We start from the raw sequence: 25,632 nt of genomic DNA on the forward strand, positions 1-25,632 counted from the left end.
AGGATAAACAGAGTGTCATAAAAAAGGAGTGAAGGCTGTGCCAATTGGTATTATCATTAATTCATTTTCGATTATTTTAGGCGGCATCTTAGGCGGGTTTCTTGGTCACCTGCTGTCGGAAGATTTCAAAAAACAGATCACCTTGATCTTTGGGGTTTGTTCAATGGCGATGGGGATTCCCAGCATCAGTCAGATGGCGAATATGCCTGCGGTGATTTTGGCAATTATTTTAGGAACCTCTTTAGGACTGATTTTCCACTTCAATGAAAAGATCAATTTTGCAGCAGCCTTGATGCAGCGGCCTATTGCGAAGTTTCCTCAGCAAGAATTGACGCTTTCCCATGAAGAGTTCATGAGTACTTTAGTCACGATCATCGTGCTTTTTTGTGCCAGCGGAACAGGGATTTTCGGCAGCTTAACCGAGGGAATGACAGGCGACCATACGATTCTGATCGCAAAGTCGATCTTAGATTTTTTCACCGCCGCCATCTTTGCCTGCAATATTGGTTATGTCGTGGCGGTCATTGCGATACCGCAGTTCATTGTTTTCTTCTGTCTATTCTTGATTGCCGCAGTCATTTTCCCTTTGACTACTCCTTCGATGATTTTAGACTTTAAAGCCTGTGGCGGTTTTTTAATGCTGGCGACAGGGTTTCGAATGATCAAAGTCAAAATGTTTCCTACTGCTGACATGATCCCAGCAATGCTTTTAGTCATGCCGATCAGTTGGATCTGGACCACTTGGATCGTACCGTTATTAGGCTAAACAAAAAAACGCTGAATTACTCAGCGTTTTTTTCTTTGGCAACATATTTAAAATTCGGGTTAATCTCACGATCTAATTGATCAAAAGCACCTTGCACTCGGCGTTCTACTTCGGCTAAACCAGCCTTATCCATCTTTTTGATGTCTGAAACATCGATTGGATCACCAAAACGAATAATTACCGGTGTCCGCTTAAACAATTGTGAAAATTTTGTCGGCCCCTGATAAACAGAGGGTACGATCGGCTTCTTCGATAAACGAGAAATCAAAGCCATCCCGCCCTTTAATTCTGATGAGTGACGAGTTCCGCTTGGAAACATGATCAAACTTTTGTCAGATTCTTTTAACATTCTAACTGGACGTTTCACCACGCTTGGTCCCGGCTTGTCACGGTCAACAGGAAAGGCGTTCAAGTGGACCAATATAAAACGCAGAATTGGATTTTTGAATAGTTCTGCTTTTGCCAAAAAACTAAATTGCTTTGGCGATGCTCCTAAAGCCATATAAACCGGGTCCCACCAAGTTCGATGCGGAGCAACTAAGATATAATTTCCTTCAGGGATTTTCTCTTTATTTTGATATTGAGCATTGCCGTTGACGACAGCTAAGATCCCTCGAGCGATAACGCGAATAAATTTAAAAAACATTTTTTCTTCCTTTCAGTTAACTAACTAAACGTAGTATAATACAACGGTATGATTTTTTTAAGGGGGCAATCGAAATTGTTAAGAAAAGGCGAACGAATTGATCAACTTTACGCCGAAGACATCCAAATTATCCAAAGCTCCGAAGTTTTTTCTTTTTCCATTGATGCGGTTCTATTAGCAAATTTCGCTCGGGTTCCGAAACGCGGAAAAATCATTGATCTTTGTGCTGGCAATGGTGCTGTCGGCCTTTTTCTAAGCCGAAAAACTTCAGCCGCGATCGATCAAATTGAGTTGCAGCCTCGTTTAGCCGATATGGGCGAACGCAGCATCCTATTAAATCATTTAGAACAGCAAATGACGATGCACGAGCTGGATTTAAAAAATACCTTCGATGTTTTCAGAGCTGATTCGGCCGATCTAGTCGTTTGCAATCCGCCTTATTTTAAAGAATTGCCTACTAGTATAAAAAATCCCAATCCTCACTTGGCCATCGCACGACACGAGATTCATGCAACACTCGAAGATGTTGTCAGTGTTTCGGCAAAATTATTAAAAATGAACGGCCGCTTTACCATGGTCCATCGACCTGATCGTTTCTTAGAGATCGTTGATTGCCTGCGTGCCAATCGGATCGCACCAAAACGTATCCAGTTTGTTTATCCTAAACCAGGAAAAGAAGCCAATACGCTTTTGATCGAAGGGATCAAAGACGGCAAGAGTGAAGGGCTGCGCTTCCTTCCTCCATTATATACTTATGATCAATCTGGCAGCTACTCTGCCGACCTACAGGAGATGCTTTATGGCAACTGAGCAATTTTTTTACGTTTTATTATGCAAGGATCACTCTTTTTACGGCGGATATACAACTGACTTAGCTCGTCGTTTAACTGAACATAATGAAGGAACCGGAGCAAAATATACCCATCCGCAAAGCCGGCGTCCGGTTCAGATGATTCACGCCGAGAAGTTTTCTACTCGCAGTGAAGCGACCAAAGCCGAATCGGCATTTAAGAAATTACCGCGTAAACAAAAAGAACGCTACTTAGCAGAAAATCAAGCAAAAAACGTTTTGTGATCTCTCACAAAACGCTTTTTTTATATTGATTATTCGCCTTTTAACAGCTCTTTAGCGATTAAGTGGCAATAATGGATCGACCCTACATCATTAGGATGAACTTGGTCATCATAGAACCAATCCGTATGATCTTTACTGAAATTGTACCAATCAATCAAATGAACATTCTTATATTCTTTTGATGCGGCTTCCAGTGTGGCGTTCACATCATTTTGCCAACGACGGGTCGGAACATGTGTATTGATAATAAAGATCTGATGCTTGTCACCCAGCACATTCATGATCTGAGCGAAGTCATCTTTGTTGAAGGCGCCATTCGTTCCTAGGCTCAACAGAATCGTATCATTCAACTCGCCCTTATCCTTCAACGCCTGAAGTAATGGCGGACTATCTTTCAACTGTCTGCCTACCTCTCCATCAACGACCATTTTAGGGAAAATTTCTGTCAGCCCTTTAGAACCCGCTAACAACACGGAATCCCCAAAAGCGGTAACTTTCAGATTTTTAGCCTTAGTTACTTCACGACGGCTAAGATCATATTTATCCGCTAAACTCGTCGGTACTTCACTGCTGCTGGTCGATCCTTCCGATTGAGCCGAATCGTTCGAAGCACTTGAAGCAGGTGTTTCTTCTGTTTTATTTGCAGCCTGCTTATTTTGTTCGATCTGCTTTTGCAAAGCTTGCTGATTCGCATCGACTTTGTTTGTCGGAGCAATGATCACACCAACAACGGCCACTAAAGTAATAACGCTCGACAGGATAAAACCAATCTTTCTGCGGCTCTTGATTGGTGCCCAGAAGGATTTCTTCAATGAAGCAAAGGTTTTACGATAATTGAACGAACGCAATGGTTTTTCCACGTAACGATAGGAAAGCTCTGTCACGAAAAGGATCAAGATCACTTCCATGATCGTATGAAGGAAGGTATGGTTCGCAACATTTACCTTGGCTTCATAAAAAATCATCACCGGAAATTGATATAAATAAATGCCGTAACTGCGCTTGCCGATCCAAGTAAAGACTGGATTCGTCAACCACTTATTCCAACTAGCACCTGGATGGGCCGTAATAGCCACCAAGATGACACTTAAAAGTGTCACTAAAAACATTCCGCCATAATAAACAAAGGATAAATCATCTCGCAGGAACAAGAACGCGACTATCAATAGCAGCAGCGAGCCTAAGCCAATTCCGTTCAAGATCCGCTTGGCCTGCTTTGGAATCTGCGCTTTCAAACGTGTACTTGGCCAAATAAATGCTAAAGCACCACCTAGTAGAATGGAGAATAACCGAGTATCAGTACCGTAATAGACACGCGTCGGATCTTGTCCCGGCTTGAACAGTACCGCCATTAAAATGGCAGAGAAAAGCGCCGCTCCCAGGATGCCCAAAAATACTTTGCCTTTATTTTTCACCAGCTTCATCAATAAAACAAAAACGATCGGCCACAGGATATAATTCTGTGTTTCTACTGCAAGTGACCAAATATGTGTAAATGGCGACTCACCAGAAAAGCGGTCGAAATAGGACATGCCGTGATTGATCTGCCACCAGTTATTAACGTAGAACAAACTGCTGATGACATTTCCTCGCAGATTATTCAGTAGATTTCGCTGAAACAATGTTATGTACGCCGAAGCTCCGACTAGCATTGTCACCAATGCCGGATACAAACGTTTCATCCGGCGATAATAAAACTGCTTAATATCGATTCGCCCCGTCTGTTTCCATTCCTGCAAAAGCAGATCCGTGATCAAATAACCAGAGACCACAAAAAAAACAGGAACTCCTAAATACCCGCCGCGCATTTGAGTGGGCATTAAATGATATAAAATTACGCCGATTACTGCTAAGGAACGAATTCCGTCAAAACCAGTAATATAGCGACTATGTTTTAGTCTTTTTCCCATATTTTTACTTTCCAACTTTACTATAGAATATCAAATTAACTATACGTATAAATCTGACAAACTGCAACATTTTCTCAATAAAAAAAGTATTTCCTAAATATTTTAGTTTTTATCTTTAGTTATTTTGATGAAAAAGCTCTTATTCAAAAAAAGTTGAGACATTCGTCCCAACTTTAATCCATGGATTCTTCATAAAACCGGCCCATGATCCGGACATTCTCAGAGATACTTACAAACGCAGCCGGATCATTTTCCCGCATGATTGATTCTAACAGAGGCAGTTCAAAGCGCGTGACAACCGTAAACAGCACAGTTTGTTTGTCGTGCTTATAGGCCCCTTCTGCTTCATTGATAATCGTGATCCCGCGACGCATTTGATCTTGGATTCCGGCAATTACTCGATCAGGACATTTGGTTACGATCATGACCTGCATCTTCCGTTGTTTAGTATAAAGCGCGTCAGTCAATTTTCCGCTCATGAAAATCGCCAAGGCAGAATAGAACATGTATTGCCAACTAAATAAAATTCCGGCCATCAGCATAATCATCACGTTGAAGATGATCGAGATGGAGCCGACTGAACTCCCAGTTCTTTTGCGGATGGTAATACTCAAAATATCCAATCCGCCAGAGGATAAACCATTTTTCAAGGCAAAACCAATGCCGACACCCATGATCGCCCCGCCAAAGATCGCACAGATGATTGGATCTTTCGTTAACGTCGTCTGTGGAATTATGTGGATGAAAAACGACGTTAAGAAAACCGTGATAAAGGTAAAAATCGTAAACTTATGACCGATCTTGAACCATGCCAAGAAAAACAGCGGCACGTTGATCAAGAACAAGGTGATTGATACTGGTACGGTGAAGCCGACTACACGATGCGACAGTGTCGTTAAAATCTGTGCAAAACCGGTCGCCCCACTAGAATAGATGTGTCCTGGCTGGTAAAAAAAGTTCACGGCAATCGCCGCTAAAAATGCATAAACTACTGCGACAGATAATCGGGTGGCATAATCGTGGTGCGGCCACTCCTCTATCTTCTTTTTCATCATGTCCTGTCCGCCTCATTTCAAAATTTCACTCACATTATACGTATTTTCATGAAAAAAAGAAAGCACCTGCCACGCAGGCAGGTACTTCTCTTAGTATATTCTTAGAGTTGCTGAAAAGTTTGCGGATTTTTTTATTCTTCTACTTTAGTAACATCAATACTCAATTCATAAAGCTGCAATGGAGAGACGGTACTTGGCGCATCAGACATTGGATCTGCCGCTTTCCCGTTCTTAGGAAAGGCAATGACTTCACGAATATTATCTTCGCCGGCCAACAGCATTGCGAAACGATCCAACCCAAGAGCGATCCCGCCGATTGGAGGAAAACCATAATCCAAGGCTTCTAATAAGAAACCGAATTGTTCATTGGCACTTTCACGAGTAAAGCCTAATGTTTCAAAGACTTGTTCTTGCAATTCACGTGTGTTGATACGTAGTGAACCGCCGCCTAATTCATACCCGTTCAAGACGATATCGTAGGCTTGTGCATAGACTTTTTCAGGATGATCCTTCAAACTTGGAATATCTTTTTCCATCGGCATTGTGAATGGATGGTGAGCAGATACATAACGACCCAACTCTTGATCAAACTCAAATTGCGGCCAGTCAACGACCCATAGATAATCAAAGCGATCTTCATCGATCAAGCCAAGCTCTTTCCCAACTTTTGAACGAACCGCTCCTAAAGCAGTCACCGCTGTTAAGAATTGATCTGCCGCGAACATCAAAACATCGCCGGCTTCAGCATTCGTTGCTTTCTTCAATTCTTCACTGACACCGCCCATAAATTTCGCGATCGGTCCAGTTAGTTCGCCGTTTTCGTCCACTTTGATCCAGGCCAAGCCCTTCGCACCAAATTGTCCAACGAATTGGCCTAAACGATCCAATTCTTTACGTGAATATTTATCAGCGGCCCCTTTAGCGTTCAACGCTTTGACTACGCCGCCGTTGTCTGACGCCATCCGGAATACTTTAAAATCAGTCGCAGAAGCAATCTCAGTAATATCGATCAATTCCATGTCAAAACGTGTGTCTGGTTTATCTGAACCATAACGTTCCATTGCTTCGTCCCATGTAATACGTGGGAATGGCAACGTTACTTCAACGCCGCGAACATCCTTCATTACTTGAGCAATCAGTTCTTCGGTATATTCTTGAATTTCTTCAGCCGTTAAAAAGCTGGTTTCAATATCAATTTGAGTAAATTCTGGTTGACGGTCGCCACGTAAATCTTCATCACGGAAACAGCGAACGATTTGATAATAGCGGTCAAAACCAGCAGTCATCAATAATTGTTTTAAAATTTGCGGTGATTGCGGCAATGCATAGAAATGTCCGGCATGGACACGTGAAGGCACCAAATAATCCCGCGCTCCTTCTGGCGTTGATTTTGCCAAGTAAGGTGTTTCAATATCTAAGAAATCATTGTTGTCTAAGTAACGACGAACGGATTGCGTTAAACGATGACGCATCATCAGGTTTTGAGTCATTTTCGGACGACGCAAATCCATATAGCGATACTTCAAACGTACTTCATCGCTGATGTTTTGTTCATCTTCAATTGAGAAAGGCGGTGTTTTAGCACTATTCAAAATAGTGATGTCTTCCCCCTTAACTTCGAACTCACCTGTCGCCATTTTATTATTCACGGCACCTGAGTCGCGGCGAATCACTGTCCCTGTGATTTCAACAACATATTCACTACGGCATTGATCGGCAATCTCCCAAGCTGTTTTTGATTCTTCTGGATTGAAGACTACTTGAACGACACCTTCACGATCACGCAGGTCGATAAAAATCAATCCGCCTAAATCACGGCGTTTTTGCACCCACCCTTTTAATGTTACCTTTTGATCCAAATACTCATCGGACACTCGTCCGCAATAGACAGTACGTCTAGCCATTTTTTCATTCCTCCATTTATTTAAGTAATCTACCGTGTTATCAGTAAGATTTATTTCGTTTAGTCAAGCTTCGGCATAGTCATTTCATCATAGATTGCCGCAAAATCTTCATACACGTCGGTTAGTGGGAAAGCTTTTTCTTCCCGCGTTGCAGAATCCTTCACGTTGATCACGCCTTTAGCCAATTCATCTTCTCCCAAAGTAAGGACTAATTTCGCGCCTTCCTTGTCAGCCGTTTTGAACTGTGCTTTGGCTTTTCGGCCCATAAAGTCACGGTCAGCGGAAAAACCAAACCCGCGAATCGCTTGAACGACCTTCAATGCTTCCAGATTCGTCGCATCGCCAAGACCAACTACATAAGCATCCAAACTTGCCGCATTTGGAATCATTACGTCCTCTTGTTCTAGAGTTAATAAAATCCGTTCGATTCCCATCGCAAATCCGATTCCTGGTGTTTCCGGCCCGCCAAGTTCTTCGACCAAACCATCATAACGTCCGCCGCCGCAAATAGTTGTTTGAGCACCCATTCCCGGAGCATCGCTCATGATTTCAAAGATCGTGTGATTGTAATAATCCAATCCGCGTACCATCCGGTGATCGATTTCATAAGAGATATCTAGGTATTCTAACGTCTTAGTAACACCTTCGAAGTATTCTTTAGCATAATCACTCAAATAGTCCAAAATGCTTGGTGCGTCAGCAACGATTGGCTGATCTTTGCGGTCTTTACTATCTAATACACGTAAAGGATTTTCATGTAAACGACGCCGTGAGTCTTCGCTTAATTCTTCCTCATGAGCCTCAAGATACGTAATCAGCGCTTGGCGATAATTTGCCCGCGTTTCCTTGTCTCCTAAAGTATTGATGACCAAACGCAATTGACTGATTCCTAATTGCTTAAAGAAATCCATCGCCATCGCCATAACTTCTACATCAAGGCTTGGGTTTTCGCTGCCAAAGGCCTCCACACCGATTTGGTGGAATTGACGCAAACGGCCTTTTTGCGGACGTTCATAACGAAACATCGGTCCGGTATAGTAAACCTTGTAAGGCTTCTTGAATTCTGGTCCAAACAATTTATTTTCAACATAGGCGCGGACAATTGGCGCAGTGCCTTCAGGTCGAAGCGTCACGTGGCGCTCGCCTTTGTCGTAAAAGTCGTACATTTCTTTTGAGACGATGTCCGTAGTATCACCCACGCTGCGGGCAATTACCTCGTAGTGTTCAAAAATCGGTGTGCGGATCTCTTGATATTGGTAGTCATTGAATACTAGGCGTGCTGTTTCTTCAACAAACTGCCATTTTTCGCTTTCTCCCGGTAAAATATCATTGGTCCCTTTTGGTCGCTGATAACTCATGGTTAATCTCCTTCATATTGATGTATTTAATTTGGCTATTTTTCGAACTTGCTAAAACAGGAAGTAAAGTGACCGCTAGCTCAGATTTAATGAAATCATTTTTCTAAAAAACAGAAAAATGAATTTATCCTCGTACGCATACGATTCTGCTAAACAGCTTGTTCACTATATTGTTACAAACTTAAAAATACCCTTCAAACTCAACAAACTGCTAAAAGCAGAACTCGCAAAAAGCCCTTGTTCAAATTGAACAAGGGCGAAAGTCGTCGCGGTACCACCTATTTTTTAAAAGAGTTATCCTCTTTTTCTCTAGCAATTAACGCTTGCGTAACGGAGCGGCTTTGCACGCACTCATCTCCAGACTGTCTTTCAATTACTTTTCACGAAATTGCTTTCAGCCAAGGCAATTTTTTCTGTACGTTTTTTCGTAATTTACTGGTTCCTTCATAGATATTTCATTGATGTTTTTATCTCTTCCTAAGCTACTAAAAATAAGCTCGAAAGTCAAGTGATTTCCCGATTATCCATGAAGAATAAAAAAGAGTGGTCGCTTTTTTTTACACTTTATTTTAAACTTGAAAAAGAATGACTATTTCTTTAAATGAAAAGAAAAAGCAAGGAGCGAATGTTTTATGACAGATGTACGAATTGGAAAGTCACAAGTCTATGCTAGCGCTTTAGGATTAGGAACAAACGCAGTTGGTGGGCACAACCTTTACCCGAACTTGACCGATGACATTGGAAAAGAGGTTGTTCGTACCGCCATCAATAACGGCATCACTTTATTGGATACGGCTTTTTCTTACGGTCGCGGCCGTTCCGAGGAATTGATCGGTGAAGTCCTGCAAGAGCCTGAATTTGACCGCTCTCGTGTGATAGTCGCGACCAAAGCCGCCCATGATATGCGGCAGAATGGCAAATTCAACAACTCGCCAGAATTTCTGCGTGATGCGGTTGAGGCAGCCCTGCAAAGACTTCAAACAGATTATCTTGATATTTTTTACATCCACTTTCCTGATGAAGCGACACCAAAAAATGAAGCAGTCGCTGCTTTACATCAGTTGAAGGAGGAAGGAAAAATCCGTGCAATCGGTGTCTCGAACTTCTCACTGGAACAACTGAAGGAAGCCAACCAAGACGGCTACGTCGATATCGTTGAAGAGCGCTTCAGCCTGATCCACCGCGAGCATGAAAAAGAATTATTTCCATATCTAAAAGCAAATAATATCAGTTTTGTCCCTTACTACCCATTGGATTCCGGCTTGCTGACCGGAAAATATAGTGAAGAAACTCATTTTGAGGACAGTGATCTTCGCAATAAAAATCCTGACTTCAAGGGTGAACGCTTTGCTGAGATCATCCAAAAGGTCGATCAATTAAAACCGATTGCAAATAATTATGACGCCTCAGTTACCCAATTAGTATTGGCTTGGTATATGAAGCATCCGCAAATCGATGTGGTCATTCCTGGGGCGAAACGTCCGGATCAAGTCGAAGCAAATGCGAAAGCAGTTGATATTCATTTATCAACCGAAGACTTTGATACGATCGACCAACTATTTAAATAGAAGAAAACAGACTATGACGACTTGCTGTCATGGTATTTTTTTTTCTTATAAACTAGAATAGTCGCTTTTTTTTAGACTTTAAACTACACTTGAAAAATAATCGCCGAGTTGATTCTAACCCGGCAAATAAAAGGAGTGAATGTTTTATGACAGATGTACGAATCGGAAAATCACGGGTTTACGCTAGTGATCTAGGGTTAGGAACAAACGCTGTCGGCGGGCACAACCTTTTCCCAAACTTGAATGATGAAACCGGAAAAGACGTGATCCGTACAGCCATCAAAAATGGGATCACTTTATTAGACACAGCCTTTGCCTATGGGTATGGCCGTTCAGAAGAATTGATCGGCGAGGTGCTGCAAGAACCTGAGTTTGATCGTTCACGAATCATTATTGCGACGAAAGCTGCACACGACCCAGAGAACAATTATAAATTTAATAACTCTCCAGAGTTTTTGCGCCACTCTGTTGAAGCAGCTCTGCAGAGACTTCAAACCGATTATATCGATATTTTTTATATTCATTTTCCAGATGAAACAACACCAAAAAATGAGGCGGTCGCTGAGCTGCATCGATTGAAAGAAGAAGGAAAAATCCGTGCAATCGGCGTCTCGAACTTTTCATTGGAACAACTAAAAGAAGCCAATCAGGACGGCTATGTCGATATCGTTGAAGAACGTTACAGTTTGATCCATCGCGAACACGAACAAGATCTCTTTCCTTATTTCAAAGACCATGGGATCAGCTTTGTTCCTTACTTTCCTTTAGCTTCCGGCTTGCTTACTGGCAAATATAGCAAAGAGGATCAATTTGACGACTCCGATCCGCGAAGCAAACGGCCAGATTTCAATGGCGAACGCTTCACTGAGATCATCGACAAAGTCGATCAATTAAAACCCATCGCTAATAGTTACGATGCGACTGTGGCTCAATTGGTACTGGCTTGGTACATGAAGCATCCACAAATTGATGTAGTCATTCCTGGCGCTAAACAGCCCAAACAAGTCGAAACCAATGCAAAAGCTGTTGATATTCGATTATCCGCGGAAGACTTTAACAAGATTGATCAACTATTTAAATAGAAGAAAAGAGCATGACATCATTCGTCATGCTCTTTATTTACGACATTTTTTTCTTTACCATCTAAGAAAGCCGCGAAATTATCGACCGCGATCCCCATCAAACGTTCGCGTGTTTCTAACGGACGCCACGCAATATGAGGTGTGATAATACAATTTTTAGCATTCAATAGCGGATTGTTCTCTGCCATCGGTTCTTTGGAAATAACGTCGACTCCTGCCGCGAAGATCTTTCCGGCATTTAAAGCATCTGCAACCGCCGCTTCATCGATCAACCCACCCCGAGCAGTGTTCAATAAAATGACGCCGTCTTTCATTTTGGCGATTGACTCCTGATTGATCATCGCTTGAGTTTCCGCCGTTTGCGGAACATGCAGGCTGATGATATCGGATTGTTGATACAGTTCATCGATTGAAACCTGTTGAGCCCATTCGGCTTGCGGTGCTTTTGGCCGATGGTTCCAGTAAATGACCTTCATGTTAAAAGCATGGGCGATCATCGCCGTTGCCTGAGCAATTTCGCCATAACCGACTAAGCCGATCGTCTTGCCTTGCAACTCCATCAGCGGCGTCTTTTGATACGTAAAATCAATACTTCGCTGCCACTCCCCTTGTTGAACGGAATCATTATGCACCCCAACTTGGTTAGCGATCTCCAATAAAAGGGCGAAAGTAAATTGCGCCACTGCATCAGTTCCATAGGCTGGGATATTCGTTACCGGAATTTTCCGCTTTCTGGCTGCTTCAAGATCGACTACATTGTAGCCAGTGGCGATCACTCCGATGTATTTCAGCTGCGGAACCGCCGCCAAAACCTCTTCATCAATCGGCGTCTTATTCGTAAGGATCGCCTCGGCCTCACCAATGCGTTCGATTATTTCCTCTTTATCCGTAAAAGAAGTCCGGTCATAAACAGTCACTTCACCGAATGCTTCAAAACCTTGCCAGCTTAAATCTCCTGGATTCAGCGCATAGCCATCTAGTACAACGATTTTCATAATTAGCCTCCTTGGTAAATCATTCCATTAAACAATAGCATTGCTGCTTATTCGCTGTAAAGGAGATTCCCTCATTTGGTTAGGCCCACCATGACCAAAAAAAGTGATTAAAAGACAGGTCGCTCCATCTATTAATCACTTATCGAATATTTTATTCAGTATAGAAATCCGGTGATAATTGATAACCTTCTCCCCAAACCGTTTTTATTGCCTCTTCCGTCAAATTCATTTTTTCAATTTTCTTTCTCAATTTTTTTACGATTGATGATAGATGAGACAAGTGTGAGTTTGTGACTCCGGTGCCCCAAATTTTATCGCAAAGAGCCTCTCTCGTGATCACTTCGCCATTCGAATAATACAATTCATTAAATACTTTTTCCTCCAGTTTAGAAAGGTTTAGTTGATCCATCTGTTCTGGAATCTTGATCTTTTGACCAAAACTTGAATCAATTCCTGCCTTTCTAAAGCCTGCTTGTTCGGAACGAAGAAATTTTGAATTCATTAGTTTTTCTCGTAAGGAGTCCATGGTCAGATTGATCGTAGTTACTTCTTTGACCGTCAGTAATTCCTCAGAATCTGATACTTCGCCAACTTTACGAAAAAGCAGATTTTTTTTATTTTCAAAACGCGGCAATAAAAAATTGATCTCTGCATTTGAAACCGTCTCACTAAAAATAATAATTTGAAAATGATTCATCAGTTCAGGATAGGTTTGATTTTGAATCAAGTATTCAAACAAACTCGACGAACAGAATACTTCATAATTCAAATACTGCAGCCTTTCTTGTAATTCTCCATCGGATAAGATATTGCGAGTTAATATTAATACGTGTCCCATATGGGAATCACCTTCTTTAAATTAATAAGTAATTTTAAACATTTATATTTTGGAACTCTTTATCTTTTTACCAATAAAAATAACTAAGGTTATAACCAATCCAAACAACAGTAATAACAAATACGTCTTTGGACGATCATTGTTAACTTTCACCTTCTCTGAATGCTCTTTTGAATAAGGAATCCTAATTCCCCTGACCAATAAACGATGACTATTAACACCATATGGAACACAAGTAACCAGCGTTACATAATCTTCGTTGATAATAGGTAACAAATCTTCTGTTTCACTTGGTTCAACCTTTTTTATTTGATCAATTTCATAACATAAAGTTTCATTCATTACATTGATAAAAAATTTGTCTTTATTCTTCAATTTGACTATATCTGTAAAAAATTTTGCATTAGGTAGTCCGCGGTGAGCACTTATAACAGCATGACTTGATTTGCCACCGACTGGGAAGGAACTTTGAACCAAATGTCCTGCGCCTTTTTGCAATACTTTTTCACTGGTACCATGATATATTGGGAGCCTTACCTTAATCTTCGGTATCTCAACCGTTGCCATGACCCCATCAAAATTTAATATACTCATATAATTATCCGGTATGGACATTCCACTATTTTGAATAAATGGATCTTTTATTTTTTCTCCAGAAATACTATCGTTATACGCTCTTGCTAAAGAAATCTCTCTTTCTGAATCTTCATTCGAATACTTGTCAAAATTCTTTTCATATTCAGAAATAACTTTTTCTTCTTGAATACCTGCGAAAAAATTCGATACGATAGGATAGCTTAAAAGTCCAATACCTATAAAAACAAGAATTGGAAAAAGTATTTTATAAATTTTCATACGGTCAATTTAATCTAGACTTAAATAGCCTTAACTATTTAAGTCTAGTCTCCTTATTAAGCTTCTTTACGTGATTTTTTAAATACGATATAAGCCGCTGTAAGTGTTAATATTCCTGCAGCTGCTAGAACAATTGATGCAGCACTACCAGTTTTTGGCAATGTAAAGCCTTTACTATTATAGACTTTATTTGTTTGTAATTTTGCTGCTAAATCACTATTTTTGCTTACTTCTAGTGCTATTGGATTTCTTAATAATTGATACCCCTCTTTAGCCTTTGTTTCTACTACATAATATGTAGTTTTTGCGGTCTCCCAAGAGTCATTATCATTACCATATTTCAATCCTTCAAAAATAACTTGCCCGGTAGCATTTGATTCAACAATATAATCTGTTGCTGCTGCGTATCCGGTATCTCCTGGGAAAACTGTTTTTCCGGCTGCTGTTTTCTTCACAAATTTCCCAGCTTTTGCATTTGATTCTGTATCGGCAATCGCAAATTTAACATTTGATAATGCTGTACTTGTCCCACTAGCGAGTTTAACAAATCCGGTCGAACCAGTATGCACTTCTGGTACAGTAGGTTTTGTTGGATCAACAGGGTCCTTGGGATCTCCCGGAACTTTAGAATCATCTGTATTCGCAACAAAATCAACACCAATACTATTCGTATAATTCAATGTGGCTTTGTTTTCAATTTTATCAACAGTTAATGCATCAGCGGTTACAGTTGTCAGGACTTCTAAAGTAAATAAAGGATAACTTGCTGTTCCAGCCTTCGCTACTTTTTTCATCCCAGCTTTTGTTAACGTAAAGGTTAGTTTTGTATCTACACCTTGTGGTGTTGTTACTGCTGTATAATCCGTTGTCGGTGTTAGTGTAAATGCTGCCCCGTCAACCATAAAACTTACACCTTTATACGACAATCCTTTGGATAGTACATCTACCATTTCAAACTTTTTAGCATAAATCTCTTGACTGTTTGTATCTGTATAATACAGATCTTCTGGAATATCAGAGATAATTCTCCATTTTACATCATCTCCGACATTTACACCCTTATTGGTAACGTCAGCCGTTTCGATTTCCTTTTTAATGTTTGGACCATCTTTTAATTTGTTCTTGGGATAAGCATGTACATCATAATTCCAGTCTGTACCATCCTTATTAGTGGATGGTAGTGAAATTAGAAATGGAATTCCTTCCGCATCCTCAACTACTGGGTTTGCTACTTCTGTAACTAAATAGATTCCTTGATCTGCCGCTGCAACTTCATATTTTGCTTCTCCATTTGCATTTGTTGTTTTTGTTTGACTTGGTGAACTTAAGTTGATTCCGTAAGTTCCTGGATTTGCTAAAACAGTTGCCGCTTCGGGCAATTCGGCAGCACTTGCAGCATTAAAATTAATATTTGTTTTGTAAATATTAAAGCTAATATTTTCCAACGGTTTTAACGTAGGAAAGCCAGTTAGATCTAGTTTATCCCCCATAGATCCCGGTAGTCCTGTTAAGTCTGTCTCTTTATATTTATGGATAGTGAAGTCAACAGGTTTTGTTGTATCAACTGTTGAATCTGCAAAGAACCCCGTTCCCCCAGCAAATACTCCACTTAAAACAATCAAAAACGCAAACATTAATGAGCCTATTTTTTTTACAATTTTCATTTCTAAACTCCCCTTCTCTTTCTATTTATTCCATATCCCCCAAATGCAATCGCAAGAATACCTAACCCTACAACCATAACTTTTAAAGCGGTGAAGGCTCTCCCAGTTTTTGGAAGTGTATATGTTTTTGAATTGTAGATAACATATGCATCATCGGCTGAACTCCATTCAACTGCTGGGGGCTTCGCTCCATTTTTTGCTGCTTCTCCAGTAAATGTCATTTTTACCTGACCAGTTACAATTTCTACTTTTACTTTCCAATATCCATAGGGCAGTTGGTAACCAGATTTAGTTTTTGTTTCACGTAATTCATATTCACCTGTTTCCAAATCTGAGAATGTTAACTTTCCATTTCCGTTGCTTGATTCAATTTGTTGGAAGCTTGGATCAGTTGGTTTTGTTAAAGTAAATTCGACACCCTCCATAATTTGTTTACTAGAAGCGTCCTTTTTCAAAATTGTAAGATCTTTAGACGCCTCCCATTGCGCATACAAAGTAACGTTCTTTGCAGGCATTCCAAATGAAGCCGGTGTAAATGAATCAGTGTTTGCGTTATACGCATAGTTGGTTCCAGTACCATTTTGCTTATCATTCCAGCCTATGAACTTAAATTCATTACGAGCCATAGTTCCTGGTTTTTTCAATTTTACTGTTTCTCCAACCGTATATGACGTGCCGTCTGTTGGAACTGTTCCTCCGGTATGCCCATTTCCATCATAGATAACGTTAAACGCCGTATTCACCGTTACAATATTTTCTGCTGACCCATCTGCGACGCCTCCTGGTTCAGTCGTTCCGCTAGGAGAATTATTTCCAACTACAGTTGGATTGATCCAATAAGAAGCAATGTTTTTAATTGTCTTCGCTGAATAATTTGCAGGTACAGATAGTTGTACATGAATTTTTAAATCTTTCCCAGCTAAACCAGTTAATTGTGCCTTACTTAAATCTACACGCAACAAGGAATTGTCATCTTTCATAACTACAGTACCTGCATCAATTCCATCCACTTTAGTAGTTGCTGTTCCAGTAAAAGTTGTACCGGTCGGAGCTGAGTCGGTTAAAACTAATTGGTCATAACCTGCTAAACTATCAGGTAAACTCATCGTTACTTGATAATCTAATGTTTGTGCTGTTCCGGCATTGATAGTCTTCGTATCTTTATACGTACCATCTTTATCTTTTACTTGTTTTGTTATTGATTTTGGCTCTTCAATAACTGTAATTTTTGAATCATTACTATCAACTGGTTCATCACCGTTAATTGAAATATCCGCTTTATTCGTCAGCGTTGTCCCTTTAGTAATATTTTCTGTTGCCTTAACAGTCACGAAAATTTCAACAGTACTATTTGCCGGAGCTAATAAATCAATCCCAGCTTGATTCAAATGCACTTCAAGTTTTCGTGTTGATGAGCTGTATTTACTCTCACCTACCTTAGTACTACCATCCATTAGATCGTTTCCAGTAATCACTAAGGTTTTTGTTCCTGCTTTAACAGTCAGTGAATTAGCCAGCGTATCATCTAATGCTGTTTTGCTTGGAAGAGTATCTGTTATGTCGATTGAATCATAACCAACGACTCCAGTTGCAGCCGTTGGCATTTCAATAAGGTAAGTAAATTGATCGTTTTTAGCTATTCCTTTTTCAAAAATATTCTCAGAAAAATCTACTTTGCTAGTTGTTTTACCCTTTGCAACTTTTTTGTGTAAAGAAACATCGGCGGAATCAGCTAAAGCTAATTTAAAATGAACATCATGCTTACTATTTGCGTCCTTTTCAAAATGCTTAGAACTAATTGCTCCGGTTTTTGAACTGGCTGTGATAAATTCCGTTGCCGCAATAGCTACTGCCTTAATAGCTGACCCGTCAGCCTTTACGACAATACGATTAGTCTGTGAGCCATTGGACCATTTATTACTGTCACTACTACCACGTGAACTCCAATCATATTTAGCAAAATCCGTTGTACTGATTGAAACTCCTTTGTTCGCATATTTTTTCTTCCATACTTTATAGAGTGTTTGACATTGTTTTTCATAATACTCGCTAACAGTTCCCGTATTAATAGAAGAAACTTTTTTACCACTCGCTTTAGCGTGTACCGCAGCATGATCTGTTGCCCCAGATACTTTATCTGAGTCATTATATTCATGTACAGTTACCCCGATAATATCTCCATTATCAGCAGTAATATCCCCCGTTTTGCTAACGACACCACCAATATCTTCTGCAATAGATGTATCATCCGTACAAGCTCCGGAAATAGTTCCCTTTGCTGTCGCAAAAATATCCCCAGTTGCTACTAATCCAACATCTTTAGATTTTTCGACAATTAAACTCCCTGCAGTAACAGAAACTTTTCCTGCCACGCTTGAACCTACTTGCGCATCAGTATTCAAGTTACCTACAACTTCGATCTTAGAATTTGAATCATTGATGATTAAATCTTTCATCAATAAACGAACGCCAATCTTATCTGACTTCACGTCCATAGTTCCTGCTTTTTCTAAAGTAAGATTCTTTTTATAAACACGTATGTTTCCTACTCCGTTAAAAGTTCCTCCAGATTGAATCAACTCACCATCAGCAACATACAGTGATGCCCGCGTATTTGGTCCACCAACCAGATTCTCTTCTACAGCAGAACCGCCGACAGACGAGGTTACTGTACTATCAGTGACAGTATAATTATTAAGAATATGAATCGAATCATTAAAATCAGAATCATTTTTCGCGGTTATTGTTGCATTATTCGCGATTAGGTTATGAAGCTTAATTGCGTTAATGGATCGTAATTGTCCATATTCAACAATTCCTGTAACATCGGCCTCCAATGTACTGTCCGTAATTTTCAAATAATTCTCTGATTCGGTGAACCCAGTACTACGACCATGATAAAAACCTGCTGCATTTCCAATGCTTGCAGAATGGGTTCCTTTTACTTTGGCACCATTCTCAATGATTCCATAAGATGCATGATGTGAGAACGTCGTCTCCATTTCACCTAATGCAATACCATAAGAACCGCCTAGCCCTTCAACAGTAGCTGCATTGACTTTCAGGTATCCATTACCATTGGTAAGATCGGCACGTACCCAAATACCTGAACTTCCTTTACCAGTACTTGTAGTACATTCGCCGACAATTTTCGTTGCAGCCCCAGTCGCTTCAAGTGCAACTCCAGTAAATATTCCTGCTGCATATTCTTCTGGTGTGACCCCAGATACACTGCTTGTTCCTGCTACCTGCGCACCACCACTAGCAATCAACTTCTTATGTGCAGTGATACCACCAGCACTACCGCCAGTACGAGAAACGCCACTCAATGTAGCATTATCGACTTCAATCGAATCTAGACTATATATCCCAGCGTGATAGCCCTCTGCATTAACCGTAGAGCCTGAATTAATTTTTGCTAATCCTTGGACATACAAACCTTTTCCTTTTTCAAAATCAATATTATTTTCCGCATTAACATCTTGAGGATTGGCTTTTGACTCAAAATTTAATGAACTAGCATTCCTTACTGTCATAGTTTCGAATAGGGCGCCCAAAGAGTCCCCTTTTATATCTAAAGTTGCTTTGTCAAAAATTGCTTTACGAACAATAATTCCTGCAGTCGTTTTACCATTCGGATCACTATGAGATGTTTTCATACTAGTGAAGTCTAACAAGCTCCCTGGATCATTAGTGAATCCATTATCTAAAACTAGTTTCCCATCACCAGTAAACGTTATGGTGCTATCTGGACCATGAATATATTTGATTGTTGAAATGACGCCTGTGTTGACTTTGACTGTTACTGAAGCATTTGCGGCAACTTCAACGTATGTGTTTAAACTAGAAGTTTGAGTTCCAGATACGCCTGTTGCAGTAAATGAATTAGCTCCAGTAAACGTCAACGTATCACCATCAGCAAGTTCAATTTTATCTCCAGTAACTGCTGCTAAAGGCGCAATATCCTTTTTAGTTTTCTTATTTTCTTTTTTTGGTTGCTTCTCATATTCCTTTGAATCACTAGTTTCCTTAGAGGCTGATTCTTCTACGCTATTGTTTGACTCATAAGTTTCATTTGAACTTAGTTGAACCTCTTCTACAGCGGACAGACTTGTTTCTCCTGATTCTGATGAGGTTTCTGTAGCATTTTCTTGACCAAATACTTGCTTCAAGACTAAATCTTCAGAAATAGTAGTCTTAAAATCGAAATCTTCACCAAAATTTTTGGCTTCCTCTTTCGCAAGAGGCCTTACTTCAAGACCACTTTCTACTTCTGAGTTTCTAGCAATGATCGCATGATTAATATTATCTGCGATATCTTCTTTGTACCAACCCCAAAAATCTGGATTTTTCTCTAAATTATTTTGGTTAGGTACTACTTCGGTTGAAAGAGTTTCATTATTAGATAACTCCACTTCGGATAACTTTTCTCCCTTTTCATTCAAAAAAGTAATCGAGTGTTTCTCTGACGAAGGTGTATCTGGATTCGTCTCGACAGAATATACAATCAAATTACTTGGAAATATTAACAGTAGAACCCATAGGATCTTTGAAATATACCCTGCCGCTCTTTTCATTTTCATTCATAAAGCCTCCTTTATATTCTATTTCCAAGAGTGATTTCAATAAATCAGAACTTTTGATCTCTAAGAAATACGTATATAGAACTTCCTTTTCACTAGTTCACTCCTTCTAATATCAAATTCCTCCATTAAATATTTATTTGAAAAAAAGCACAAAAGCTTTAGTTCCGTAAATAGGGTCATTCTTTTTATTCACTCCACTTATAGCCATAGCCGCGAACAGACGAAATGCTGAAAAGTGACAGCTTAGACCGCAAGCGTTTGATGTGACCATCGATGACTCGTAAATCAATATTTTCAATATCATTACTCCAAAGTTTTTCTGCAATGTCCTCACGACTTAGCGCGATCCCTTTGTTCTTTAGAAAGAGAACCAACAATTCATATTCTTTCTTAGTTAATGAAACAACTTGATCTTCTTTTTCAACGACTCTTGTTTTTATATCAATCGAAATTCGTTCGTTAGCCGAACTTAAGTTGTAAGCAGAAGCCGTTTCTGTATTCGCATCCTTTTTTAACAGGTATTGGATGTATTTGAGCATGATGGTCAAACTTTTATCCTTACTTAAGTAATGATCTACATTGATATCAATTGCTTCCATCTCTACTTCCTCTTCGGGAAAGGCCGTCAAAATGATACTTCGCAGACAAGGAGTGATTTCTTTTAAAATCGTTAACAGTTTGACCCCATCCATATCTTTCATACAAAAATCAGAAATGACTAAGTCGTAATTATTTTTCGTAAATTCCGCCACTGCTTTGATAGGTGTATTAAAGTAGGTCACTTCATAGCCCTCATGAACAATTGCCTGCATTAACTTCTCAGCATATTTTTCGTCGTCTTCCACTAACATGATTCTTTTTTTCAATTTATATACCTCCATCAAAATTAAGGGGATCATTGCCGCTGCTTAATTTTTTCAATTACGTAATTTTTTTCGTTTATATAACAACGTTTTAAAGTAGTTAACTAAAAATTAATTAATTACACGTGAAATAACGTCCTTTGCTAATTATAATCTTAACAAAAGTTAAACAGTTTTTCAAAACATTATTATATATTTTTATTATTTTTATCGTTAAATTTGTGTGTTTTGTGTGTTTTTTGTATAAATAGTGCATTTATCTATTTTTTAACATAATTATCAGCCTAATAAAAATGTTCTATTTCGATTATTTTCTAACGAAACGGCTATTTCTTCACTTTTAACTACCCTTTTGCAAAAATGCCATTAAATTACAAAAAATGCTGTAAAAATAAAAAGAATAACCTGGCCTTTTTCGAATTGAAAATAACTCATTTTTAATAAAAAAATGAGTCTGTGCTTTTTTGAATAGCTACTCGCTAACGCATCTATGTATTTTTCAAGTTAGCTTTATCAGAATACGCAAAATAGCCTGGTAGTCTTACACTACCAAGCTGCAAATAGTTATTCAGGTGTTCCGATTCTAATCGAATGTACTTATTTCTAATTAGTGCCCACCACAAATACAGCAGATGATTGTTTTAAAATTCATCAGCTCTTTATAATGAAGGGAAAAGATTTTATATTATCTCTTTCGATCTTTTTTTCTTTTCTTTTTACCTCCCCCATACTTCTGCTTTAATTTTTCATCCTTTTTTTCCTTTTCTAATTGCTCACTGCTTTTTATCTTGCGGAGTTTTGTCTTCTTCTTAAATAGCGACCTGAATGTTTTCTTCTCAGTTTCCTCTACCGGATCTTCTTTCATGACTGACATGGAATCAGGTTCATTTTCGTCAGACAATGATCCGTCCGCCTCATCTGCGCCTGTTTCATCCACATCATTTAACAGAGGATCAATCAAAGGAACTCCTTCAGACAATTTTTTATTGATTATTTCCCGCAGTTCTTCCTCGCTCATGTTTTCTAGATCCGTATTTGATGGCATAGTTTTACCTGCTGCCGAGTTATCTACTTTATCGGATACTGCCGAAACAGGTTCTGACTGTTCGACAGCTGGGCTATCGTTTGCCTCAGTTACATCCTTAACTGCCGCTTTTCTTGTTGCCTTCTTTCTTTTGATAAGAGTGCGGCGGGTACAATTCATAATGTCCGAACCTACGACCTCTGCAAAAAGACGCGTACCTTCCTTTTTAAAAATCGTCATCGAAGTCAAAAGCTCCATTACAGCATCCATCTTTTCACTCGATAGATTGGGATCAGCATCTCGTAAACTCCAGGTATGGCGCTTCTCATTTTCATCTAAAAAGATCGATACGATCTTGTACTCTTGATTTTCCAACTCCTCGATTGGTGTGGTCTTCTCCAGTAAAATTTTTTTATATGAACGAACATCATCATCAAACGAGTGATATTCCTTTTTATTCCTGAATAGCCTTGCAATTACAGTATCCCACTCACCGCTTTTGAAGTAATTTTTAAAGAAAGGAGCCAATTTGCGTGACGTATCAGTAGGCTCTGCAAAAAGGAATATCTGATGCATAACCTCTTTTAGCATTCCTGAAAAATCACTTACTGACAATGCATCCCGTAATAAGATCGCAAACGCGTATTCCAGCACGGATAAACTATCATTCGTCGCTTCGAAATAGTGAATGATCCTCTTTTCCAATGACTCTCTTTTCATTCCGAAGATCTGACGCGTTGCTAGTTTCTGCTCTGACATATATATCGCTCCCTGCTTTTTTTAGAATACGGTTTCATTTGTTTGTTCCCTGATATCTTTCTACAATTAATATACGATAAAAACAATTATTAATTAATAATTTGCGGCCAATTAAAATACTCAATCTTTTTCATTTTTATTATCAGAATGAATAAAAGACTTAGCAGCCTTTTACTTATCTGCTAAGTCTTACGATGATTTCTGTATAAGGATAGACATTCTACATAGTTCTGAGGCACCAGTTAATTCAGCTTAAAACGCTTATTAAGAAAGTAAAATAAAGGTAAAACAATCAACGCAGAGTAAATCACAATCGCCAGAACGATATAGTTCTCATAGTCTCCAATGATCAGTGTCCGCGAATGATAGATTTCCACGGATTGTTTCCTAGGTTGATTCAGTTTAGCAGCTAACTCTTTCGTATCGATCTGAACAGCCGAATCGTGCTGCTGCTTGACCTGATCTTTGATTCCTGATTTCTCTATAAGGTATGTCTCTAATTGATTTTCCTCTTCTAAATTACTCGCCTGTTCTTGTGTTAGGTGAATCGTCGGCAGAGAAAAATCAACTGCCAAACCTTCGCTGCCGAAAGAAAATAATATAGGCAATAACAACCAGAGAAAACGTTTCTTGTTCCCCTTTTTAAAGACAATTTTATTTAATTCCTGCGTTTGCAGATAGACAAAGACGATTAGAACGATCACTAAAATGACTGGGCAGATCGTTAATAAAAAGATGATATAAGTGAACAATGTCCGATATTCAACATACCAAGGCCGTTCTTTAGGATCTCCCGTGATATTTTTGTATTTTTGCAAGCTCACATGGGAATACTTTTTATTTGCATGGATCTCATCGTTGCTTTTAAACGCATGAATTGTTTTTGTCACATTTTTATCAAAGTTATAAAAGGTAATCCGGCTCTCAACATTATCCAATGTCTCTACTTTAACTTCATCGATCCCTAGATCTTTGCCATTCTCTAAAGACCAAAAACGAACCTCCGACATTTCCGCCAATTTTTCTTTGTCTAACCCCAATAATTTCTCTTTTTTATCATACTCAAAATCGCGGCCATCAATTCCAACCTGCTTTTTCTCCAGAAGTTTGCCATTTTCTGAAGTGATCGTTACTTTCAATGGAAGCTTGACCTGCTTACTTTGTTCAATGATAGTGAGCTTAGGAAAATAGGTGCCGGAACAAAGAGCTTTTTCGGATTCTTCTGTAGCAACAGCACGCGTTGGAAAAAATATTACTAATAGAAATAAAATGAGCAGTATCTTTCTATTAATCTTCATCGCGTTTCTCCTCATTCGGTATGACTAGGTGCGTAACAACATGCTCGCCCTCAATCTGATAGTCACAAGTCCCATGTAAGAAGTTTGCTAAATCCTTGATCAAATAGATACCGTTGCCACTACTGTATGAGTAATCCTGTGTTGCGTTTGGCCCTATGAAAGGCGACGTATTGCTTTCTAAGATCGTTTGAATATGATGATGTTGAGTAACATTCTTGAACGTTAAATGAGCTGCATTGTCCACCATTTCAAGCGAGATCTCCAACTCAGAGTTTTCTATAGTGTAGTGAACCATATTTGAACTGATATTATGCAGCAGCAATCGTACCGCTACCTTATTTTGATAAATTGGCGCCTGCTCAGGACCATCAAAAAAGAAGCTCAACCTTTTATGTTTCAACTCATTCATTTGATATAACTGCGAGGTTCGCACCATATCGACTAAATCAAACAGCTCTAAGCCTGCATCGAATTGATACACGTTTTCTCTTAGTTGATGCAGAATATCATTGATTTCCAGCAGTAACTGATTATACACAGCAATTTCATTTTTCAAAAAGGCCTGCGTTTCTGCTTCTTTTGTGTGCATCAAGGTCATTTCACTTTCCAGCAACTGATTGTGCAAAGGCCCTTTCAAATCATGAACCATCGCCTTTGAAAGATTGATCGTGTTCTCTAAGTGTTCGCGTTCTAGAGCCAGCGCAATTTCAAGATTCGTATTTTTGCCATAGACACTATGAAGCGTATGTTTCTGCTTCAAGAAGAAATTGTTCAGCCGCTCGTTTAATTGGTCGTCGTTTTCTGAAAGCGAACCTTCGTCCAATTCGTTCCGTTCTGCCCGATCTAAAGATGTCGATATTTGGTATAGAGGCGTTAAGAGTTTCCGCTGCAGCCAAATGATGATCAAAACTAAAGCAATGTAGATCAGAAGAATCAGTATATTGAACTTGAAAATGAAACTTTGCAATACCTGAACAAATGGAACTTGGTAAATGACATACCAAACAGAACCCCTTTGCTCGCCGATTTTCGTCTGCTCAAAAGACTCTAAAAACTTCGCATTATCATTAACGATTCCTTTGATTTTTGCATCATCGGCTAAATCAATCGTTGAATATAGCCGCTCGCCTGATTCAGCTCGAACAATGATTTCGATCGCTGTATCCTCAACTAACTTATCTAGATCCGCTTTCCAATGTTCTGTCTGCAAAGACTGATTTATCTCCTGTTGAATATCCTCGATGTAATTATTTTCCGCATCGCGATACAAATTACGAAATACATACACACTCTGTACAATGATGCAGGCAAAGACAAGATATATAATAATCGACACAATTAAAAGACGTTTGTTGAATAGATTTTTAGGCTTCATTCAATTTCTCC

General features: G+C 39.3%; 19 protein-coding genes and 1 other annotated feature. Of the genes, 5 read left to right on the forward strand and 14 right to left on the reverse strand.

Annotated elements, in window-relative coordinates; genetic code table 11:
* The first annotated feature begins 37 nt into the window (after positions 1 to 37).
* Positions 38 to 766, forward strand: a complete 729-nt coding sequence (locus I585_RS04535) for a DUF554 domain-containing protein (protein ID WP_010739859.1) — start codon at positions 38 to 40, stop codon at positions 764 to 766.
* 16 nt (positions 767 to 782) lie between these two features.
* Here I585_RS04535 and I585_RS04540 read toward each other — a convergent pair whose 3' ends face one another.
* Entirely contained in the window at positions 783 to 1,412 is a 630-nt protein-coding gene (locus I585_RS04540) for a lysophospholipid acyltransferase family protein (protein WP_010739860.1), read from the reverse strand.
* 75 nt (positions 1,413 to 1,487) lie between these two features.
* On the opposite strand from I585_RS04540, the gene I585_RS04545 reads away from it, so the two are divergent.
* Both I585_RS04545 and I585_RS04550 read left to right on the forward strand, forming a co-directional pair.
* Positions 1,488 to 2,222 carry a tRNA1(Val) (adenine(37)-N6)-methyltransferase gene (locus tag I585_RS04545; protein WP_010739861.1) on the forward strand — a complete coding sequence of 245 codons (735 nt, stop codon included), beginning with the start codon at positions 1,488 to 1,490 and terminating at the stop codon, positions 2,220 to 2,222.
* Positions 2,212 to 2,487, forward strand: a complete 276-nt coding sequence (locus tag I585_RS04550; RefSeq protein WP_010739862.1) for a GIY-YIG nuclease family protein — start codon at positions 2,212 to 2,214, stop codon at positions 2,485 to 2,487. The genes I585_RS04545 and I585_RS04550 overlap by 11 nt, the downstream gene beginning before the upstream one ends.
* Positions 2,488 to 2,516: 29 nt before the next feature.
* Here I585_RS04550 and I585_RS04555 read toward each other — a convergent pair whose 3' ends face one another.
* The 4 genes from I585_RS04555 to hisS form a co-directional block, all read right to left on the reverse strand.
* Entirely contained in the window at positions 2,517 to 4,397 is a 1,881-nt protein-coding gene (locus tag I585_RS04555; RefSeq protein ID WP_010739863.1) for an acyltransferase family protein, read from the reverse strand.
* Between the two features lie 173 nt (positions 4,398 to 4,570).
* Positions 4,571 to 5,449, reverse strand: a complete 879-nt coding sequence (locus tag I585_RS04560) for a YitT family protein (RefSeq protein ID WP_034708657.1) — start codon at positions 5,447 to 5,449, stop codon at positions 4,571 to 4,573.
* A gap of 134 nt (positions 5,450 to 5,583) precedes the next feature.
* A complete protein-coding gene (gene aspS, locus I585_RS04565; RefSeq protein ID WP_010739865.1) occupies positions 5,584 to 7,356 on the reverse strand; it encodes an aspartate--tRNA ligase in 1,773 nt (590 codons plus the stop codon).
* 59 nt (positions 7,357 to 7,415) lie between these two features.
* Complete coding sequence (hisS, locus tag I585_RS04570) at positions 7,416 to 8,714, reverse strand: histidine--tRNA ligase (RefSeq protein WP_010739866.1); 1,299 nt, start codon at positions 8,712 to 8,714, stop codon at positions 7,416 to 7,418.
* Positions 8,715 to 8,963: 249 nt separating this feature from the next.
* Positions 8,964 to 9,171, reverse strand: a binding site (T-box leader).
* A 175-nt stretch (positions 9,172 to 9,346) separates the two neighbouring features.
* Here hisS and I585_RS04575 point away from each other — a divergent pair.
* Both I585_RS04575 and I585_RS04580 read left to right on the forward strand, forming a co-directional pair.
* The gene (locus I585_RS04575) at positions 9,347 to 10,282 is read left to right on the forward strand and encodes an aldo/keto reductase (RefSeq protein ID WP_010739867.1); all 936 of its coding nucleotides are present in this window, start codon (positions 9,347 to 9,349) and stop codon (positions 10,280 to 10,282) included.
* Positions 10,283 to 10,428: 146 nt separating this feature from the next.
* Positions 10,429 to 11,364, forward strand: coding sequence for an aldo/keto reductase (locus tag I585_RS04580; protein WP_010739868.1), 936 nt, complete (start codon positions 10,429 to 10,431; stop codon positions 11,362 to 11,364).
* A gap of 17 nt (positions 11,365 to 11,381) precedes the next feature.
* On the opposite strand, the gene I585_RS04585 is transcribed toward I585_RS04580, so the two are convergent.
* The 9 genes from I585_RS04585 to I585_RS04625 form a co-directional block, all read right to left on the reverse strand.
* Complete coding sequence (locus I585_RS04585; RefSeq protein ID WP_010739869.1) at positions 11,382 to 12,359, reverse strand: D-2-hydroxyacid dehydrogenase; 978 nt, start codon at positions 12,357 to 12,359, stop codon at positions 11,382 to 11,384.
* A gap of 151 nt (positions 12,360 to 12,510) precedes the next feature.
* Positions 12,511 to 13,197, reverse strand: coding sequence for a winged helix-turn-helix domain-containing protein (locus tag I585_RS04590; protein ID WP_010739870.1), 687 nt, complete (start codon positions 13,195 to 13,197; stop codon positions 12,511 to 12,513).
* A 42-nt stretch (positions 13,198 to 13,239) separates the two neighbouring features.
* Positions 13,240 to 14,052 (reverse strand): class C sortase, encoded by an 813-nt coding sequence (locus I585_RS04595; protein WP_010739871.1) that lies wholly within the window; start codon positions 14,050 to 14,052, stop codon positions 13,240 to 13,242.
* Between the two features lie 56 nt (positions 14,053 to 14,108).
* Positions 14,109 to 15,716, reverse strand: coding sequence for a SpaH/EbpB family LPXTG-anchored major pilin (locus I585_RS04600; protein ID WP_010739872.1), 1,608 nt, complete (start codon positions 15,714 to 15,716; stop codon positions 14,109 to 14,111).
* Positions 15,717 to 15,718: 2 nt separating this feature from the next.
* A complete protein-coding gene (locus tag I585_RS04605; RefSeq protein ID WP_010739873.1) occupies positions 15,719 to 20,299 on the reverse strand; it encodes an isopeptide-forming domain-containing fimbrial protein in 4,581 nt (1,526 codons plus the stop codon).
* Positions 20,300 to 20,487: 188 nt separating this feature from the next.
* Entirely contained in the window at positions 20,488 to 21,168 is a 681-nt protein-coding gene (locus I585_RS04610) for a response regulator transcription factor (RefSeq protein ID WP_034708370.1), read from the reverse strand.
* A 682-nt stretch (positions 21,169 to 21,850) separates the two neighbouring features.
* On the reverse strand, positions 21,851 to 22,948 hold the full coding sequence (locus I585_RS04615; RefSeq protein ID WP_010739875.1) for a DUF2922 family protein: 1,098 nt from the start codon (positions 22,946 to 22,948) through the stop codon (positions 21,851 to 21,853).
* 242 nt (positions 22,949 to 23,190) lie between these two features.
* Positions 23,191 to 24,246 (reverse strand): hypothetical protein, encoded by a 1,056-nt coding sequence (locus I585_RS04620; protein ID WP_010739876.1) that lies wholly within the window; start codon positions 24,244 to 24,246, stop codon positions 23,191 to 23,193.
* Entirely contained in the window at positions 24,236 to 25,621 is a 1,386-nt protein-coding gene (locus tag I585_RS04625; protein WP_010739877.1) for a sensor histidine kinase, read from the reverse strand. Before I585_RS04625 ends, I585_RS04620 begins: the two co-directional genes overlap by 11 nt.
* Between the last annotated feature and the right edge of the window lie 11 nt (positions 25,622 to 25,632).

It is taken from the genome of Enterococcus malodoratus ATCC 43197, assembly GCF_000407185.1.
In the GTDB taxonomy this organism is placed as follows: domain Bacteria; phylum Bacillota; class Bacilli; order Lactobacillales; family Enterococcaceae; genus Enterococcus_A; species Enterococcus_A malodoratus.

Coding starts and splice junctions, on each gene's coding strand:
- I585_RS04540 (WP_010739860.1), bottom strand. CDS start 1,412: ATGTTTTTTAAATTTATTCGCGTTATCGCTCGAGGGATCTTAGCTGTC.
- I585_RS04550 (WP_010739862.1), top strand. CDS start 2,212: ATGGCAACTGAGCAATTTTTTTACGTTTTATTATGCAAGGATCACTCT.
- I585_RS04555 (WP_010739863.1), bottom strand. CDS start 4,397: ATGGGAAAAAGACTAAAACATAGTCGCTATATTACTGGTTTTGACGGA.
- I585_RS04560 (WP_034708657.1), bottom strand. CDS start 5,449: ATGAAAAAGAAGATAGAGGAGTGGCCGCACCACGATTATGCCACCCGA.
- aspS (WP_010739865.1), bottom strand. CDS start 7,356: ATGGCTAGACGTACTGTCTATTGCGGACGAGTGTCCGATGAGTATTTG.
- hisS (WP_010739866.1), bottom strand. CDS start 8,714: ATGAGTTATCAGCGACCAAAAGGGACCAATGATATTTTACCGGGAGAA.
- I585_RS04575 (WP_010739867.1), top strand. CDS start 9,347: ATGACAGATGTACGAATTGGAAAGTCACAAGTCTATGCTAGCGCTTTA.
- I585_RS04580 (WP_010739868.1), top strand. CDS start 10,429: ATGACAGATGTACGAATCGGAAAATCACGGGTTTACGCTAGTGATCTA.
- I585_RS04585 (WP_010739869.1), bottom strand. CDS start 12,359: ATGAAAATCGTTGTACTAGATGGCTATGCGCTGAATCCAGGAGATTTA.
- I585_RS04590 (WP_010739870.1), bottom strand. CDS start 13,197: ATGGGACACGTATTAATATTAACTCGCAATATCTTATCCGATGGAGAA.
- I585_RS04595 (WP_010739871.1), bottom strand. CDS start 14,052: ATGAAAATTTATAAAATACTTTTTCCAATTCTTGTTTTTATAGGTATT.
- I585_RS04600 (WP_010739872.1), bottom strand. CDS start 15,716: ATGAAAATTGTAAAAAAAATAGGCTCATTAATGTTTGCGTTTTTGATT.
- I585_RS04605 (WP_010739873.1), bottom strand. CDS start 20,299: ATGAAAATGAAAAGAGCGGCAGGGTATATTTCAAAGATCCTATGGGTT.
- I585_RS04615 (WP_010739875.1), bottom strand. CDS start 22,948: ATGTCAGAGCAGAAACTAGCAACGCGTCAGATCTTCGGAATGAAAAGA.
- I585_RS04620 (WP_010739876.1), bottom strand. CDS start 24,246: ATGAAGATTAATAGAAAGATACTGCTCATTTTATTTCTATTAGTAATA.
- I585_RS04625 (WP_010739877.1), bottom strand. CDS start 25,621: ATGAAGCCTAAAAATCTATTCAACAAACGTCTTTTAATTGTGTCGATT.